The sequence below is a fragment of the Paenibacillus sp. E222 genome (assembly GCF_013401555.1).
Lineage (GTDB): Bacteria > Bacillota > Bacilli > Paenibacillales > Paenibacillaceae > Paenibacillus.
In genome coordinates, this window is sequence record NZ_CP058552.1 from 1,830,425 (window position 1) to 1,848,311 (window position 17,887).

At 47.8% G+C, this 17,887-nt stretch carries 10 protein-coding genes; 6 read left to right on the plus strand and 4 right to left on the minus strand.

Annotated elements, in window-relative coordinates; all coding sequences use genetic code 11:
* The first annotated feature begins 20 nt into the window (after positions 1 to 20).
* The 4 genes from HW560_RS08095 (at position 21) to HW560_RS08110 (ending at position 6,587) form a co-directional block, all read left to right on the plus strand.
* A complete protein-coding gene (locus HW560_RS08095) occupies positions 21 to 1,670 on the plus strand; it encodes a type 2 periplasmic-binding domain-containing protein (protein WP_179262703.1) in 1,650 nt (549 codons plus the stop codon).
* Between the two features lie 92 nt (positions 1,671 to 1,762).
* On the plus strand, positions 1,763 to 3,520 hold the full coding sequence (locus tag HW560_RS08100) for a sensor histidine kinase (protein ID WP_179262705.1): 1,758 nt from the start codon (positions 1,763 to 1,765) through the stop codon (positions 3,518 to 3,520).
* On the plus strand, positions 3,517 to 4,809 hold the full coding sequence (locus tag HW560_RS08105; protein ID WP_090903445.1) for an ABC transporter substrate-binding protein: 1,293 nt from the start codon (positions 3,517 to 3,519) through the stop codon (positions 4,807 to 4,809). The genes HW560_RS08100 and HW560_RS08105 overlap by 4 nt, the downstream gene beginning before the upstream one ends.
* A 197-nt stretch (positions 4,810 to 5,006) precedes the next feature.
* The gene (locus tag HW560_RS08110) at positions 5,007 to 6,587 is read left to right on the plus strand and encodes a hypothetical protein (protein WP_179262707.1); all 1,581 of its coding nucleotides are present in this window, start codon (positions 5,007 to 5,009) and stop codon (positions 6,585 to 6,587) included.
* 81 nt (positions 6,588 to 6,668) lie between these two features.
* On the opposite strand, the gene HW560_RS08115 is transcribed toward HW560_RS08110, so the two are convergent.
* From HW560_RS08115 to HW560_RS08125, 3 genes are all read right to left on the minus strand, one after another.
* Positions 6,669 to 8,381 carry an ABC transporter ATP-binding protein gene (locus HW560_RS08115; protein ID WP_090903447.1) on the minus strand — a complete coding sequence of 571 codons (1,713 nt, stop codon included), beginning with the start codon at positions 8,379 to 8,381 and terminating at the stop codon, positions 6,669 to 6,671.
* A 98-nt stretch (positions 8,382 to 8,479) separates the two neighbouring features.
* On the minus strand, positions 8,480 to 9,487 hold the full coding sequence (locus HW560_RS08120; protein ID WP_179262715.1) for an ABC transporter substrate-binding protein: 1,008 nt from the start codon (positions 9,485 to 9,487) through the stop codon (positions 8,480 to 8,482).
* A 97-nt stretch (positions 9,488 to 9,584) separates the two neighbouring features.
* Entirely contained in the window at positions 9,585 to 11,231 is a 1,647-nt protein-coding gene (locus tag HW560_RS08125; RefSeq protein ID WP_090903449.1) for an ABC transporter substrate-binding protein, read from the minus strand.
* Between the two features lie 458 nt (positions 11,232 to 11,689).
* On the opposite strand from HW560_RS08125, the gene HW560_RS08130 reads away from it, so the two are divergent.
* Together HW560_RS08130 and HW560_RS08135 are read left to right on the plus strand one after the other, a co-directional pair.
* Positions 11,690 to 12,706: a LacI family DNA-binding transcriptional regulator gene (locus HW560_RS08130; protein WP_179262717.1), complete on the plus strand. Its 1,017-nt coding sequence runs from the start codon at positions 11,690 to 11,692 to the stop codon at positions 12,704 to 12,706.
* A gap of 258 nt (positions 12,707 to 12,964) precedes the next feature.
* Complete coding sequence (locus HW560_RS08135) at positions 12,965 to 16,366, plus strand: GH36-type glycosyl hydrolase domain-containing protein (RefSeq protein ID WP_179262719.1); 3,402 nt, start codon at positions 12,965 to 12,967, stop codon at positions 16,364 to 16,366.
* Between the two features lie 128 nt (positions 16,367 to 16,494).
* Here HW560_RS08135 and HW560_RS08140 read toward each other — a convergent pair whose 3' ends face one another.
* Positions 16,495 to 17,775 carry a methyltransferase domain-containing protein gene (locus HW560_RS08140; protein ID WP_090903453.1) on the minus strand — a complete coding sequence of 427 codons (1,281 nt, stop codon included), beginning with the start codon at positions 17,773 to 17,775 and terminating at the stop codon, positions 16,495 to 16,497.
* Positions 17,776 to 17,887: the final 112 nt, after the last annotated feature.

The window sequence follows — 17,887 nt, forward strand, 5'->3', positions numbered from 1 at the left end:
ATCCTATGGAGGCGAATTACGTGAAAAAAAGAATGGGGTCCATCCTGTTGTCATCACTACTTAGCATGTCTTTGCTGGCGGGCTGTACGGGGGATAATGAACCAGGTAACGCAGAGCCGGCAGAAGGAACAGAACCTGCGGTTCAGGCGTTGACGGAGATACCGCTACCGATTACAAGTGAGCCATTTACCATTGACTACTGGCGCGCCAATGACGCCAAACTGACAGCTTCCTTGAACAATTTTGGCGATATGGCCGCTTACAAGGAAAAGGAGAAGTTGACGGGCATTCAAGTGAAGTTCACACATCCTCCGCTTGGACAACAGCGTGACCAATTCAATCTGTTAATCTCCACAAAGGAGCTGCCGGACGTTATTTATTATAACTGGGCCGATGCGGTTGGCGGACCGGAAAAAATGATCAAGGACGGCCGGATCATCCGGTTAAATGAATTGATCGACAGTTATGCACCGAACCTGAAGCGGATCATTGAATCGGATCCGGATGTGAAGAAGCAGATTGCACTTGACGATGGAACGATCTATATGTTCCCGCTGCTGAAGCTGGATGCATTGAAATTGAATGCCACTTCCGGTTTGATTATGCGCCAGGATTGGCTCGATAAACTGAATCTCAAGGTACCTACCAACATCGATGAGTGGTATACGGTACTCAAGGCATTCAAGGAACAGGACCCTAACGGCAATGGCAAGCCAGATGAGCTGCCATTCACCGGCAACTGGGGACCGGGCAACCTGACCAAGCTCCATGATTTTGCGGCGGCCTTTGGTGTCATTGGTGGCTTCCAGTTGAATGGAGACAAGGTGGAGTTTGGACCGATTCAGCCGGGTTACCGGGATTTCCTGGAGACCATGGCCAAGTGGTACAAGGAAGGGCTGATTGATCCCGAGATCATGACCAATGACGGCAAAGCGTTTGACTATAAGGTTACCAGCAATCTGGCAGGCGCATATCAGGGCGGTGTATTCAGTGGTATGGGAAAATACTTCAATCTGATGAGAGATACCGATCCGAACTTTAATGTGACCGGCGTACCGTGGCCTGTATCTCCCGATGGAACTTCTTATGCCACCTTCAATCTGGAGAATAAGGTCCTAAGTTATGGTGAGGCTATTACGGCTTCTGCAGACGAAGAGAAACTGAAATATATTGTGCAGTGGATGGACTATAACTATAGCGAAGAGGGTAGCGACCTGTTCAACTTTGGTATCGAAAATGACAGTTATGTTCGGGACGGAGAAGGTGTGAAATTCACAGATACCATCATTGATAATCCGAACGGTCTGACGTATGATCAGGCACTGGCATCCTATGCCTTATCCATTATGGACGGTCCGATCAATCAGGATAGCCGTTACCTGGATGCATTATTATTTGACGATGGACAGCGTGCAGCGAATGCGGAATGGATGAAAGCAAGCTCGGCCTTAACACTTCCCCCAATTCGCTTGTCCACAGAAGAGGTAACCACTAGTACGTCCATCATGAGCCAGGTGAATACGTATTTAAATGAGACGATGACAGCCATCATTAGCGGACAGAAACCAATCACCGAATTCGACACGATGGCCGAAACCATCAAGAGCATGGACATTGAGCGTGCGATTGAGGTTCATCAGGCGGCCTATGACCGATATCAGTCCAAATAAACCGTGAGAAATCGAGCGCTAAAACTTTGGGAAAACCTTCCTGCATGTGATATACCTAGTAGTATCACGTGGTTCAAAGGAGCGCTTTGGTCATGAAAGCCTACCGCAAACTCAGCATCAAAATGAAAATGTTTCTGATGATCATGGTCATGATGGCGTTTATCATCATCCTTGCGTTTGGTTCCTTGTATTATACGTACTCGGTGTATGACAAACAGCTGTTTGATAAGTCTTCCCGTCTTCTGAACCTTTCCTCGTCTACAGTGGATGTTGAACTTCAGAAGTTGGAAGCGTTATCATTAAACATGATCTCTGATACGCAGATTCAAAGGGCTTTGAAGTCATTGCTGGATGACGATAGCGCATATTCAAGCTTTATTGAACGGAAGAAGATCACAGATCGGCTATGGGAGCATATTAGTGGGGCTGCACGATATGTGCAGTCCGTTCATCTGATTGATTCCAGGGGAAGAGTGAATAAATATGGCGAAACACTAACCGTATCTCCTGAGAAATATGATCGGATGATTGCGGCTGCGGAGCAGGCCAATGGTGCAGTGCGCTGGCTATACCCGGATGACGATGACCCGATGCTGGTTATGGTGCGTCAGGTGCGGGCCTACGAACCGATGACCCTGGAACCGGTAGGCATACTGTTTCTGCGTATTAATATTGAGCGACTCGTTGAGGAGTATGCGGGCATGGATAGCCGGGACAGTGACATTATTTTAAAAGCAGGCAGTGAGGTGGTCTATCCTTATCGTCAGCTTCCAGAAGCGGTGTCCGCGGGGCTCAATCCACTTCCAGGCAGTGGGGGATATGAGATTAAAAATCTGGATGGGAGGGAGATATTCCTTTCTCAGAAAAAATCCGCCTACACCGGCTGGGTTTATTATAATATGGCCTCTTATGATGAGATTTTTGAACGTATCATATGGCTGAAAAATAGTTTGATTGTCGTTTATCTTATCGCCATTCTGGTTGTTCTCGCGCTTGGTATGGTGTTCGCACGCAGTCTGACAAGGCCGATCAGGCAGCTTATCAGTCAGATGAAGGAGGTTCAGTATGGGGATCTGGAGAACATAGACGCCAATCTGTCCATTCCAACCCACCAGCACATGGATGAATTGGGGTTGCTACAGCGTACGTATCGACTGATGATTACACATATTAATACATTGATCAAAGAAAATTATGCAAGTCAGCTGGTCATTAAAGAAACGGAGTTTAAGGCGCTTCAGGCGCAGATCAATCCACACTTTTTGTATAATGCGCTGGATTCAATCCATTGGCTTGCCAAAAAGAACAGGCAGGAGCAAATCTCCAGTATGGTGCTGTCACTCGGGTATTTGCTGCGTTCCTCCATCAGCTTCAAGCAAAATATCATCACCCTTGCCGAAGAGCTGGAGATCGTCAGCCATTACATCACCATTCAGACCTACCGTTTCCGGCAGCGGCTGGATTTCCGCTTGGATGTGCCCGCTCCTTATCTGGAATGTGCCATTCCCAAGTTAACCCTACAGCCATTACTGGAGAATGCCATTCAATACGGATTGGAACCACAGGTTGGTTCATGTCTAATTCGAGTGTATGCCGAGATATCAGGTGGCAAGCTGGCCCTTATCGTGGAGGATCACGGTCCCGGCATGGAACCCGAATATGTGGAACAGGTACTGCGCGGTGAAGTGAAAACGAGAGGAACAGGTATTGGCCTCCTGAATATCAGGGAGCGAGTACGTCTGGCTTTTGGCGAAGAATATGATGTTCTGCTGGAGAGCAGGCCGGGGCTTGGAACGAGAGTGACGGTGCTGCTGCCACCCCCATCACCAGGTAAGGAGGATAGGCCATGAGAAGATTGTTGCGAATCATAGGCATGATCTGTCTTCTGCTGACTCTTCCTGGCTGTGTGAGCCAACTGGATAAAAGGCCAGGCATGATCGTTGACGAAGAACCGATAACGCTGCGCATCGCTTGGTGGGGTGGGGAGTTTCGCAACAATGCAACGATTGCCGTTATCGATCTGTATGAGAAGTTGAACCCACATGTAAACATTGAATACGAATATAGCAGTTTCAACGAATACTGGAGAAAACTTGCCCCACATGCAGCAGGCAATGCGTTGCCCGACATCATCCAGATGGACATCTCCTATCTGTCCCAGTACAGTTCGTTGCAACTGTTGGAGGATATGACGCCGTACATGCAGAGCGGACTGATTGACACGACAGATATTGAGAAGCAACAGCTGGAGAGTGGAAGCCTGAATGGCAAAACCTATGGTCTCAGTTTGGGGGTTAACGCCATGCTCAGCATCTATGATCCGGAAGTGTTGAAGGCCAATGATATTGAATTGCCAACGGATATGTGGACATGGGCGGATTTTGACCGCATGGGCGAGCAATTGCTGGGGAAAGGCATCTATCTGGGAACCTACTTCACGCCGGAACAGTTTTTCGCGTATTACTTGAGACAGTATGGTTCCAAGCTATACGCCGAGGATGGCAGAAGATTGGGTTATGAGGATGATGGATTGTTTATTGATTACTTTGGCAGGATGCAGCAGCTCGCGGAGAAGAAACTTATTTTTGCACCGGATATCTGGACATCCGATATTGGCAAACCCGACAATGACCCGTTTTATCTGGGAGAGGCTTTGTTTAGCTGGGGGTATTCCAACCAATTTATCAGTACCGCTCAGCGTTATGGCAAACCCCTAACTATATCCCCGATGCCTGGGCCAAACAGCCAGGAGGGGTTGTTTTTGAAGCCAGGCATGTTTTTCTCCATCGCGGGCAATTCCAGACATAAGGAAGAAGCTGCCAAGTTCATCAACTTTTTTGTGAATGATTTGGATGCCAATCTGTTGCTCAAAGGGGAGCGGGGGGTGCCTGTCTCGTCCCGTGTCAAAGAGCGGATGAAGCTGGTGGTTGAACCGGAGCTGGCGCAGGTGTTTGATTATATTGATTGGGTTGCCGATCACAGCACCCAGATGGACCCGCCTGATCCTGTAGGTGCACCCGAGGTCACTGCGGTGCTGCGGGAGCTGTATGATCTGCTGTTGTTTGGCAAAATTACGCCTGAACAGGCGGCGAAGCATTTCCGTGAGCGGGCAAACGCAATTCTGGGTGGGAAGTTATAAGAATGAACTAGATCATATATGTATTTAATGGGCTTGGGGCTGTTGTCGTTCACAAGCTCAACCTTCATTCTACTCGGGTGAGGGTTTTTGTTATGGAATGGTGTATATTTCCTCTAGTATAATAAAAATGGGTAGTCGTCCTATCTGTAGATTAGATAGATTCTATCCATATATTATTGGATGAGGAGTGTCAGGACATGTCCATACATCAGATAGGTCACAAGGTTTCTTTTGCAGATATACAAACGAAGTTGCCTCAGGAAAGTTGGATGTACACTCATAATGAAGCGCACAACGGTGAATTTGAAGCCGAGGAAGTATGGTTACATTCTGGTGACCTTCATATCGGTGAACTGTTGTTGGATGAAGGACCTTTCTTGATCTTGGTTGAAGGAAATCTGACAGTGGATCGTTATATTGGAAATACAAGTTCCGACGCGACCAGTTCAAATCTGGTTGTACTTGGGAATCTTGTGACTCCCTATATGATCGTGGGTGGGCAGGAAATATATATTACAGGTAATCTCTATGTGGAGGATATGTTCTGGGGGGATTATAACCATGGAGAATTGACAGTGAGAGGGAATGTAGAAGGTGGATTGCTAATAAGTACTGAGCAATATACGATTCAGGTTCAAGGACAGCGTAATGTGAAGCGTCAGCTTGAAGAATGGGAGGATCTCGGACCATGGCGGGGCTTTGACATGTTGGCGTTATTGGTTCCTGAATGTGTGATTGATGAAGATACAGAGCCGTTTCCTTGGCGAGAAGAAATGTTAAGGAGGCTGCAGCAAGGACAACCTGTAATCAACCGAAACTACATTCATGCTGATGAATCAGAGCCAGATGTGCCGGATTGGTTCGAAGATCATCGGGTTACCGCTGAGAACATAGAGCGTCTTACTCACCCATCTTTGTTACCTGTAAGAGAGGACGATGAGTTACTGAACAGCTATGAATTTTGGTTGGATGAGCAATTTTGCCGAGTATCGGTCTATGGAGATGAGCATACGGAGGGGTATTTCCGCAGTCTGTATTTTCAGGATGACCACAATTGTGCATTGTTGCTTAAGATGGAGCCATCAGATCAAGGTTCCAACTCTCCTGATAAACATATCGTACAATCGGGTAAACCTGTCTGGATGATCTCAGGAGCATATCGTTATCTGCACAATGAGAATTCGGAATGGAGCGTATTCTCGGAGAACTCACCTGCTGATATTCAGCAGTTAAGCGAGCAAGGATGGAGCACCTTGTTGCAGTCTGTATCGAATTATCAGTATGCCCGTTCCTTAATTTCGCAACAACTGATCCATGATTTATTAGCACTGCCTGTCGTGGAGCCATATGACGATTATTATGATGATGATCGGCACGGACTGTGGATTGGAGAGTTATATTATGCATTTCGACAAGCAGGTCAGATGTTTAATGGTGTTCCCCAGCCAGCCATGCTACGTATTGGAAGAGAGTATGTGGATGCTCAAGGGGAGACGCAGGTGGAGAAATACTATTATACCCTGCACCAACATGCGGACGGCTCGGAAAGTGTGTTGATCGAATACTCGGCTCAGAAGAACGAGGATGAAGAAGAAGAATCGTTGTTGCTTGAACTTCATTATATTGGCGGCTCTCAATTACTACATGCCGTTCAATTGCTCGAACGTGGACGCCAAGTGCTCATTCAAGCAAATGAGGATCTACTGAATGGGGAGCTGCCTTACGCTGCTGAATCATTTGCAAAACGATTTTGGAAATCCAAAGGATACCTGAAATGAATAAAACAACCTTCACCTCGTTTGCAGAGGGAAGGTTGTTTTCATTCCGTATTTGCTTTTTTCGATGGTTGCTATGTTAGTTTATCCAAACTGGGCTTGATGCAGTCGGCTGTACGAGCCTTTGCGCGCGAGTAGCTCTTCATGACTTCCTTGTTCAGTGACGCTGCCATTCTCCACGACTACGATGCGATCCGCGTGTCTAATGGTCGCCAGTCGATGGGCAATTACTAATGTTGTACGTCCCTGCGCCAGCTCGGATAAGGCCAGCTGAATGGCGGCTTCCGTCTCGGTATCGAGTGCGGAAGTGGCTTCATCCAATATTAGAATAGGCGGGTTTTTCAGGATCATTCTTGCGATGGATAGACGCTGCTTCTGTCCACCCGACAATTTCACGCCACGTTCACCGATCATGGTGTCCAGTCCATCTGGTTGGGATTGTACCAGCTCTTCCAATTGGGCCCGGCGAATGGCTTGCCAGATTTCTTCATCGGAAGCATTTAGCTTGCCGTATGCAATATTTTCACGAATCGTTCCGTCAAACAGGAAAATATCCTGCTGCACAATCCCGATATGGGAGCGCAGTGATTCCAGGGTCATGTCCTTCACTGGAATACCATCGATGGAGATATGTCCCGCATCCACATCGTAGAAACGTGGGATCAGACTGCATAGCGTCGTTTTACCTCCGCCCGAAGGTCCAACCAGAGCAACCGTCTGGCCTGCCTGAACATCCAGATTGACCTGAGACAGCGTACGTTTGTGTTCTCCATAAGAAAAGGTAACGTTATGGAAGGTAATATCGCCTTTGACATTCGTAATCGGTTTCGCCTGAGGAGTATCTTCTACATCCGGTACAGCCTCAAGCAACTCCAGATAACGTCTGAAACCGGCGATGCCTTTGGGATAAGTCTCAATGACGGAGTTAATCTTTTCGATCGGTCCGAGGAATACATTGGACAGCATTACAAAAGCGATGAACTCCCCGTAAGTCATACTTCCTTGAATGACAAACCAGGTTCCACATACCAGTACAAACAGGGATACAAATTTCATCAGAATGAAGCTAAGTGAAGAGTTCCAGGCCATAATGCGGTAGGTGATCAGTTTGGTGAGTCTGAAACGTTCGTTGTTCTCAACGAAACGGCCTACTTCATGCTTTTCATTGGCAAAAGCCTGTACCACACGGATGCCGCTCACATTGTTCTCTACCCGTGCATTATAATCGGCGATATCTGCAAACATACGTTTGAATGCCTTGGACATTTTGCGACTGAAGTACAGTGACAGGTAGATCATCAGCGGCACAATGATAAACGTCATCACAGCCAGTTGCCAGTTGATGCCCAGCATAATGCCGAAGGCTCCGGCCAGCGTCATCAGGGCAATGAACAGATCCTCGGGTCCATGATGCGCAATCTCACCAATATCCATCAGATCATTGGTCATGCGTGATACAAGGTGTCCCGTCTTGTTGTTATCGAAAAAGCGGAAGGATTGCTTCTGCACACGCTGGAACAGTTCCCGCCGCATATCGGATTCGATGTTAATACCCAGCTTATGCCCCCAGTAGGTGACTGCATAGTGGAAAAAGGAACTGAGCAGATAGATGCCCAGCAGTCCGGCACAGGCTGATAAAATCATGGACCAGTTGCCTGCGGGAAGCAGCTGATCGACAACTTTGTTTACAGCCAAGGGAAACGCAAGCTCCAGCAGTGCAGCCAGAATGGCACAGGAGAAGTCCAATATAAAGAGTCCCCGATAAGGACGATAATAAGCCATGAAACGGCGAAGCATATGTAGCCACTCCTCTCTAACGCAAAAGCCCAGGCAGGCTCATCGGCCTGTCCGGACATTACGTTTCTTCCTATGAAATGATCATTGAATCCATCCTCTTATTTACGATTTTGCTGTGCACGTTCTACGATCATATCGGCAAATTCTTCAGCCTGACCCTGAATCGCAATCGGGTCGAAGTACCAGTAACGGTCCTCCAGCAATTCATACACTTGATTGTTTTTCACAGCCGGGAGTGATTTCCAGATGGCGTCACCTTGGTAATTTTTATTGTTCTCCCCTACCGTCAGGAAGATATGGTCTCCTGCATAATCACCAACGACTTCACGCGAAATCTCTTTCCACTGGGTATCACCCATCAGTTCTTTCTTCGTAATTTCGAGTGGTGTAAGTTCCAAAGCGCGATAAACGGCCTGTCCACCGCGACCAAAGTTGTCTCCATAACCATAATAGCTCTTGTCTGATACTTCGAGGATGGAGAAGGTTTCCTCGGGTTTAATGACTGCTTTTACTTTGGTGCGAGCGGCTTCAATACGTTCGTCGTACGTTTTCAGCCAGGTTTCGGCTTCTTCCGATTTGTTCATGAGTTCACCGAATCCCCGGATCTCATCATGTACGTTTGTAAATGTACCGTAGGGGATGACAACAGTAGGTGCGATTTTTTGATAACTCTCGATCTCTTCGGCTTGATCAGAGTAGGTAATGATCAGATCCGGGTCCAACGCGATGACCTTCTCCAGAGATACAGCACCCCGATCACCAATATTTTCTATACCCTCTACCTGATCTGCGTAGAATGGATTTTCCAGATAATATTGAATAGATCCAACGGGCTTTATACCGAGTGCGAGCAGATCACTAACGTACATATCCGTAACAATCCGTTTCGGTTCAGCCGGAATTTCCACATCTCCACTTAATGACTTGTAGATCCGCGTAGCACCCGAAGAGTCGGTATTTGTTTCGGTCGAACTTGTTGTCGCTTCTGAACCCGCTGCTGTGGGTTCCGTTGTGCCGGAACCCGTACCGCTGTTACAGGCAGCCAGGATCATGATGACGGCGAGCATGAGCAGCAAGCCGGAAAAGCGTTTTTTTGCAGTAAACATATGATTGTTCCCCCTGTGTATGTAATCAATAATGATTATTATTCTCATTACTAACATAGAGGATGACGTAACATTTGTACATGGACATCTATGATGACTATTGCATGGACAGATGTGATGTCAGCTTGTGCATGATGTGCTGTAATTGCTCCATAACCGAGATGGGGTCGAATCCATAAAACATATCCGCATCAATCTCGTACAGTCGCCCTTCCCTTACAGCACTCAAGGTGTTCCAGGAGTCCTGAGCGAACAGCTTGTCCACAGGCTGCTCTGATGATTCCCTGTCATAATCAATAAAAATATGATCTGCAGCGTACAAATGAATCTCATTTAGAGGAACATGGATGTAGCCTGTGAGCAGTTGGCCATCCTTTTTCATCCGTGCAGGAGGCGTGAAGCCCAACGATTGATATAAAATATGAGAAGCTCTGCCCCATCCATGACCATAGATGTACGCTCCACTCTCACCAATCATGAATATACATACTGCTGAACCACGTTCACCCATGATCTGATCAAGTGTACGATTGGCCTCTTGCTGAAGCGTATCATAGTGGTCTAACAGCGCACGAGCTTTGGCTTCCAGGCCTGTGATGCGTCCTAAATGAATGAATTGCTCCTGCCAGTCAAGTTCTTCAAAAGGCATTAAAATAGTTGGGGCAATCTGCCTTAATTCATCCATGCCGGAATGAGGTGCATATCCAAGGATGAGGTCGGGGCGGGATTCTGAAATCAGATCCGGATGATTCATAAGATCATGCTCATAACACTGATCAAATTGGTCTTGTCCATTTTCAATAAGTCTACTTTTCATCCATCCTGCAACGGCACCCAGATGCGGGATATGGCCCAGTGCCAGCAAGGAAGCCGTGTAGTTGTATGTAAGACTTACGATTTTTTTTGGCATTTTTCGATAGAGGGTCGGTGCGCAACCTACCGTTTGTTTAAATTTTCGACTTAGATAAAAAGTGTCCCTGTATCCAGTCAATTGCGCAAGTTCCTGCAATGTGGGATTGTCAAATAGCAGGTGTTCCTGGGCAATTCGAATTCTTAGTCGGGTGACATACTCCACAAACGTAAGTCCGGTGTACTTCTTGAATTCTCTTGAAAAATGCTCTGGACTCACATTAGCCTCTCTCGCTAATTGCTCCCGAGTGAGGGAATGAGTAACCATCTTATGGATGTGCGTGATAACGAGATCCAGCCAGGAATGATCCTCATGAGCCAAACGCACAGCATGATCTCGCAACGTTTCCAGCAGTTGATAAAACAGCATATGAGGTTTGAATGGTCCTGACTCATCGCTTTTGGAACAGGCCAGAAATAAGTCGGAGACCAGTTCGGCAATGACGCGGCTCGTAATAGGAACGGAAGGTCCGAACGGCCAGATTGGTTGGCTGTTATCGGTGTAATCAAAGGCAACGGCTATGCCCTGGACGGGAGATAGCGAGCCTCGTCTATTTTCATGCTGAAGCAGGGTTCCAGCTTGGCGTACAACAGCGGAGCCGGTATTTACCATCAATTGACCATTCGGACTGATCAGTCTTGACTGACCAGAGGTGATGACATAAAGAACATGCTTGCTGCTCCACAGTTCATCGATACGGGAGAAGGCTTCCCGATCATGGAGCTGCACCAGATGACAAAGTCTGAACATTGCCGGAGGCACGGTTGTGATTTGATGCAAGCGGCCGAGCTTGTTCAGGGATGATTTATGAAAGGTTAGATCCAGATTGCTCATAACATAACGGACTCCTTATAGAGGATTGGACTATTAAGCAGTATAATACCACAAAGGTGGAATGGGGACCTTGGAATCATTCCCTTCATATATTTCTGCGGAAAATGGATAAAGAGGTTGAAATCGCTATCAACACCGACTATAATGAAAATGTCGAAACGTTTCAATCTATGGTTTACAGGCATGTTCATTGTGATTTATAATGAATTCTCCCTCTAGTCTAATATTGAAATGTTGTCAATCGACCAAGCTATATGTACAATTAAAGGGTGTATGATTCAGCACTGATGCTTAAAAGACGTGAAGAGAGATTTTTTTTGAAAATACTTCGAAACGTTTCGATAGATGAGGGATTGATGTCACTCCTATTGAATTAATGAATAGGAATGGGTGGTTGTTGCAACCATTTACAGTATAAAATGATAGGTAACAAGAAAGTTAGAAGGAGCGAACGTGGAATGGCAACGATTAAGGATGTGGCAAAGCTGGCAGGCGTGGCGCTCTCGACCGCTTCCTATGCACTGAATGGGGACAGCAAGGTAAGTGCCAAGACCAAGGCTAAAGTGCTGGCGGCAGCACGAGAACTGAATTATCGCAAAAACGGCTTTGCCATGGACCTGAAACGGAGCCGGACGAACACGATTGCATTGATTCTTACAGATCTGTCGGGTCCGTATTACTCCGAATTGATTCGCAGCGTACAGGACGTAGCGCTGGCTAACGGATATGATCTGATTGCTTGCAGTTCTATGGGAGGACGCGACTCTACAGCAGTTCGTTTCTTGCGAGAGAAAAGGGTAGATGGCGCTATTATCCTGGCTCATAACATCCATGATGATATTCTGGTTGAATCTGCAGGTGAACGTTTCCCTATCATTGTGATGGATCGGCAGCTGTCGAGCAGCCATCTGGTCAACGTGCTGGTAGATGGGGAGCAGGGTGGATACCTGGCTACACGTCACCTCATTCAGAAGGGGCATAAGACCATCGCCTATATCAGCGGGCCATCCAATTCTTATGATAATGCTCTGCGTTATCAAGGATATTTGCGAGCGATGCAGGAGGCAGGCCTGGAAGAGAAGTCCAAATGGCGCCTAAGCGGTAACTTTGTACGTGAGGGCGGGTATAGTGCAACCAAGATGATGGTTATGCAGGGCGAGCTTCCATCAGCCGTATTTTACGGGAATGACGAAATGGCGATTGGTGGACTAAAGGCATTTGAAGAGAGCGGTATTTCGGTACCAAAAAACATTTCGGTCATCGGATTTGATGATATTCAACTGTCGGAATATGTTCATCCTCCGCTTACGACGGTACGGCAGCCCAAGCATGAAGCAGGATCATTGGCAGGGCATTTGCTCTTCCAGATGCTGAACGGCGAAGCTGTGAATCCATCGTATACGTTAACCATTGATCTGGTGGAGCGCGAGTCTGTACGATCGGTACAGGCAGAGTCAGGAAACCAGCCGGCCTAAGAAGTAACTCTTCAGATGGGATATGGTTTGGATACTGCTTACAGAAGTCATACCATATCCGATCTGTCTAAATTTGTGAAGTTGTTCTTTTCCAACTCACATGGTTGTAAAAGGGATTAGCCCTCTTTGAATGGAGAGTTGAATGATGGGGATCACCGTCCGAATTGGCCAGACAAAGGTCATTTCGCAGAGGACCCCTATTCTTTTTCAGATTTATCGAAACGTTTCGATTTTATACTAATTGAAGGAGTGAATTGCATGACAACGATGATTAATGAACCAATCCGGCTGACTGCCGGGGATTTAGACTTTACCTTTTTGAACAGTGGGGACCTGTACCAAGCTAAATCCGGTACGACCATGTTGAATCAATTGCTCAGCAACCAGATTGATGGATCTTTGAATAACCTGTATCTGCGTGTACACGAGGGAGAGAAAATCAGCTCGTTCCCACTGCTGGGTGTGCGTTCGAACAGCAAAGTGATCACAAGCAAAGCGCAATCCGGAAATCAACTGATCTGGGAAGGTACAGTACAGCTTGAAGGCAAAGAACAAGGCATTGGCTATCAGGTTGTGTTTACAGCCACAACGCAAGGCGTCTGGTTCTGGGATGTGAAGCTTACAGGACAGCAACATCACGTTGACGTGGTATATGGACAAGATGTAGGTCTTGCTGATCCAGGTGCAGTACGCAGCAATGAAGCCTATCTGTCGCAGTATATTGACCATACGGTGTTCGAGGATGAAGCGAAGGGATATGTGGTATGTTCCCGTCAAAACCAGCCTCAGGGTGGTGCTTTCCCTTACATGCAACAAGGTTCTTTGACTAAGGCAGTTGGTTACTCTACAGACGGATTCCAATTCTTCGGTCTGTCCTACAAGGAAACGAACCAGCCTGAGAGCCTGAGCCATAATACACTGGCAAATGAGACATACCAGTATGAATTTGCCTACACAGCATTGCAATCGGAGCGCGTAAACCTGGATGGGGAAGCCCAAGTGGTCTTCTACGGACTGGCCAAAGCAGATCATCCGTCCGGAATTTCCGCTCTGGAATTCGGGGATGAAGTGACTGCAGCATGGAACGAAGTACAAGCATTGACTGCTCAGCAAGGCGAGACGTTGGAACAGGTGAAACTGTCATCCTTCTTGGGTGAACCGCTTGCTGCGCTTGATTTGACGCAAGATGAAATTAATGATCTGTTCCCTGACCGTCATCAGGAAGAACGTAGCGGTGATTCGCTGTTATCCTTCTTCACAGGCAGTTATGAACATATTGTCCTGAAAGCGAAAGAATTGCTCGTAGAGCGTCCGCACGGCCATATCCTGATGAGTGGTGGCAATGTGCAGCTTGGTGCGCAGGTTATTACGACGACATCGTATATGTACGGTATTTTCAACTCACAACTCGTAATTGGTAACACCAATTTTAATAAAATGATCAGTAATGCCCGCAACGCATTGAACGTGCCGAAGACGGCTGGACAACGCATTTATGTGGAAATGGACTCACAATATCGTCTGCTGACGATGCCTTCCCTGTTCGAGATTGGCTTCAACTATGTACGTTGGATCTACAAAACCGAATCGGATACCATTATCGTGACCAACTACACCGGAGCACACACCACTGAAGTGAGCATGAACGTACGCTCGACAAGTGGCAAAGCATATCGTTACCTGGTAACCAACCAAATTACGATGAATGTAAATGAATACGAGTACCCGCTGCATATGACGCAAGATGGCAACACGCTGATCTTCAAGGCTGATCCGCAAGCGATTAGTGCCGGAACGTATCCTGACCTGCAATACCGCATGTCGGTGGATGGCGCAGCCGTAAATGTTGGAGACGAAACGTTGCTGGCGAGTGGCATCCGCAGTGGATCTGCATCGCTGGTTACACTTAGTCTGGAAGAAAGTGCAGAATGGACGCTGAAGGTACAAGGCGTATTGGAAGGTCAAGCTAAAGAAGCAGAAGGTTCTGTAGCAGCAGGCTCCAGCCTTACTTTTGAAGAGGAAGTTCAGGCGTACCGCGAATTCTTCGCAGGCGTAATGAACGGTTTCCGTTTGTCTCGTGGTGAAGGGCAAAGTGCAGAGGATCTGTTCAAAGTAAATGCGCTGGCTTGGTGGTACACACACAACATGCTGGTTCACTACTCCGTGCCTCACGGATTGGAACAGTATGGCGGCGCGGCATGGGGTACACGGGATGTGTGCCAAGGTCCGGTTGAATACTTCATGGCAACGCAAAAATATGAGCAGGTTCGCGATATCATCAAAATGGTATATACCCACCAATATGAAGATGATGGCAACTGGCCGCAATGGTTCATGTTTGATAAGTATTTTGCCATTCAGCAGGAAGAGAGCCACGGTGATATCATCGTATGGCCGCTGAAAGTGCTGGCGGACTACCTGACAGCGACTCGTGACTATGCGATTCTGGATGAGAAAGTACCATATACTGTAAAGCACAGCTTCGGATTCACGGAAGAAACGGCAACTGTATTGGATCACGCGAAAAAAGAGATCGAATATATCCGTTCACACTTCCTGCATGATACGTTCCTGTCTTCCTACGGAGATGGCGACTGGGATGATACGCTCCAGCCAGCCAATGCACAGCTCAAACAATATATGGTGAGCAGCTGGACCGTTGCTTTGACTTATCAGTCCGTGAATGTGCTCGCACAGGCGCTGCAACATAAAGACGCTGCATTTGCACAGGAGCTGGACGTTCTGGCTCAAGGCATCCGTGAAGACTTTAATCGTTACATGCTGGGTACAGATGTGATCCCAGGTTTCGTATACATGGAAGAAGCGGATCAGGCCAAGCTGATGCTTCACCCAACAGATACGGAGACAGGCATTCAATATCGCCTTCTGCCGATGACGCGCAGCATGATCGGTGAATTGCTGAATGCAGAACAGGCAGAGTCGCATTACGCATTGATTCGTGAGCAGTTCCTGTGTCCGGATGGCGTGCGTCTGATGAATCGTCCGGCTCAATATGCAGGCGGTGTGAGCAGCCACTTCAAACGGGCAGAGCAAGCGTCCAACTTCGGTAGGGAAATTGGTCTGCAATATGTACACGCCCATATCCGTTACGTGGAAGCGATGGCTAAGCTCGGTAAGACGGATCAGGTGTGGAATGGTCTTGCCATGATTAACCCGGTTGGCATCGGCGAAGTTGTACCTAATGCAGAGATTCGTCAGGCGAACGCGTATTTCAGCAGTTCCGACGGCAAGTTCAACACGCGCTACGAGGCGCAGGAGCACTTTGATCAACTACGCAAAGGAACAGTACAGGTGAAAGGTGGATGGAGAATCTACTCCAGCGGCCCTGGAATCTACATGAACCAACTGATCTCCAACGCACTTGGCATTCGTCAGGAAGGCGGAGATCTGGTTATTGACCCGGTACTGCCGGCTGAGCTGAATGGCATGCAATTCGAATTCGAATATGCAGGAGAGCCAGTAACCTTTATCTACCATCTGAACGAAGGTTCGGTTAACCGTGTAACGGTAAATGGCAAGGACATCCGCACCGAGCAAACGGCGAACCGTTACCGTCAAGGTGGGGCTCGTATCTCGCTGGATGAGTTCAAACAAGCGCGTAATGCTTCGGAGCGCACGATTGTTGAAATTTATATGTAAATTTAATACAAGCTCGATGTTTCACTAGAGTGGAAGGTCATCCTCCTTAACAGGCAGGGTGACCTTTTTTTTATTTGAGAAGGATTCATTGGCGGGTCAGAGGGACTTGTTACGGTGGGATGATCATTCTAACGCAAAGGAACGGCCAGTACCGTGTGCAGAAGCGCATTATGGCGTATATGCTTCGTCACATAGCCTGCGCCCTCCAGCGAGCCGCACAGCCCGTCCAGCAGTGGGAAATGGCGTTCCCTTATCGTTTGCAGCTGGTCCTCATGACCTGCTGCCTCAGCCTGTTGGATATACGCCTGTCGGTGAGCTGCATCAGCAAACATCAGATCTGTCAGGCAGATCCGTCCACGTGCAGTTAACACCCGCTGCATTTCCTGTAAAGCCAGTAGCTGCTGGTCTGGGCTCAGGTGGTGGAAGGCGAAGCTGGATACAACAAAATCGAAGGAATGGTCGGCGAAAGGCAGCGCCAGAAAGTTGCCAAGCTTCACGTGCATCTCTGGATATTTGGTGCGGCATGTACGCAGCATCTCCCGGGATTGATCGATGGCGGTCATTGCTGCGCCGCGCTCTAACAGTTTGCCTGCCAAATTCCCCGTGCCTGTACCGATATCGATTCCTTTTTCGCCGGGCACAGGAGATATCCAGCTTGCCGTCTGCTCCAGCGCCTCGTCATAGTTGTTATATATATTGAAAGGTGCTGTATCTACTCCTACTCCGCATTCTTTCAATCCTGATCCTGCATCTTCTGGATACGTTGCATCGCTGTTTGATCTGTGTGCTGTCAGGCTATTTTTCTTCTGACTGCGAACTTCATCGCCATAATGATCTGGTCCTCCTTCTCGATCTGACTCAACCGTTGCTTGCATGGCTCCAGGCCCCGAATCAATGCTGCCCTTAGAAGCAGTTTGACCGGTCATACGGCCATTCGCCGCCTGCACCCGCTGATCGTGGATGGCCGCCTGCGTATCGTAGTTCCAGCGATCATGCCAGTTCTGACGGGCTTCCCTGAGGCGGCGTGCACTGTCTGCAAGATCATGCAGATGGCTGACATCCAGTGGCCCCTCCTGGCGGTTGAGATCAATCATGCGCTGGGTTGTATCCAGCATGCGTTTGAGCTCGACCCACTGGGCATACATGACTGCCTGCTGCAGCTCCAGATATTCTTCCAGCCGCTGCTGATTGCCCTGGTCAATCTCTCCAAGTGCTTGGGTAATATCCTGAAGTGACATTCCAATCTCACGCAGGGCTGTAATGGTTTGCAGCCGCCAGATATCATTCTCGGTATATGTACGGTATCCGTTATTTGTCTGTTTGACGGGGGAGATCAGTCCTTTTTCCTCATAGAAGCGAATGGCTCTCGCCGATATGCCGAGTCTGTCCGCGGCTTCTTTGATGTTCATCACGTACACCTCCTTATCAATTCAGTATAAACGATGACGTTACGGCAAGGTTAAGTGTTCATTTCTTTCCACCGAGTGTAATTTTAGTCAAGCCTGAGGCTATGCTACAATA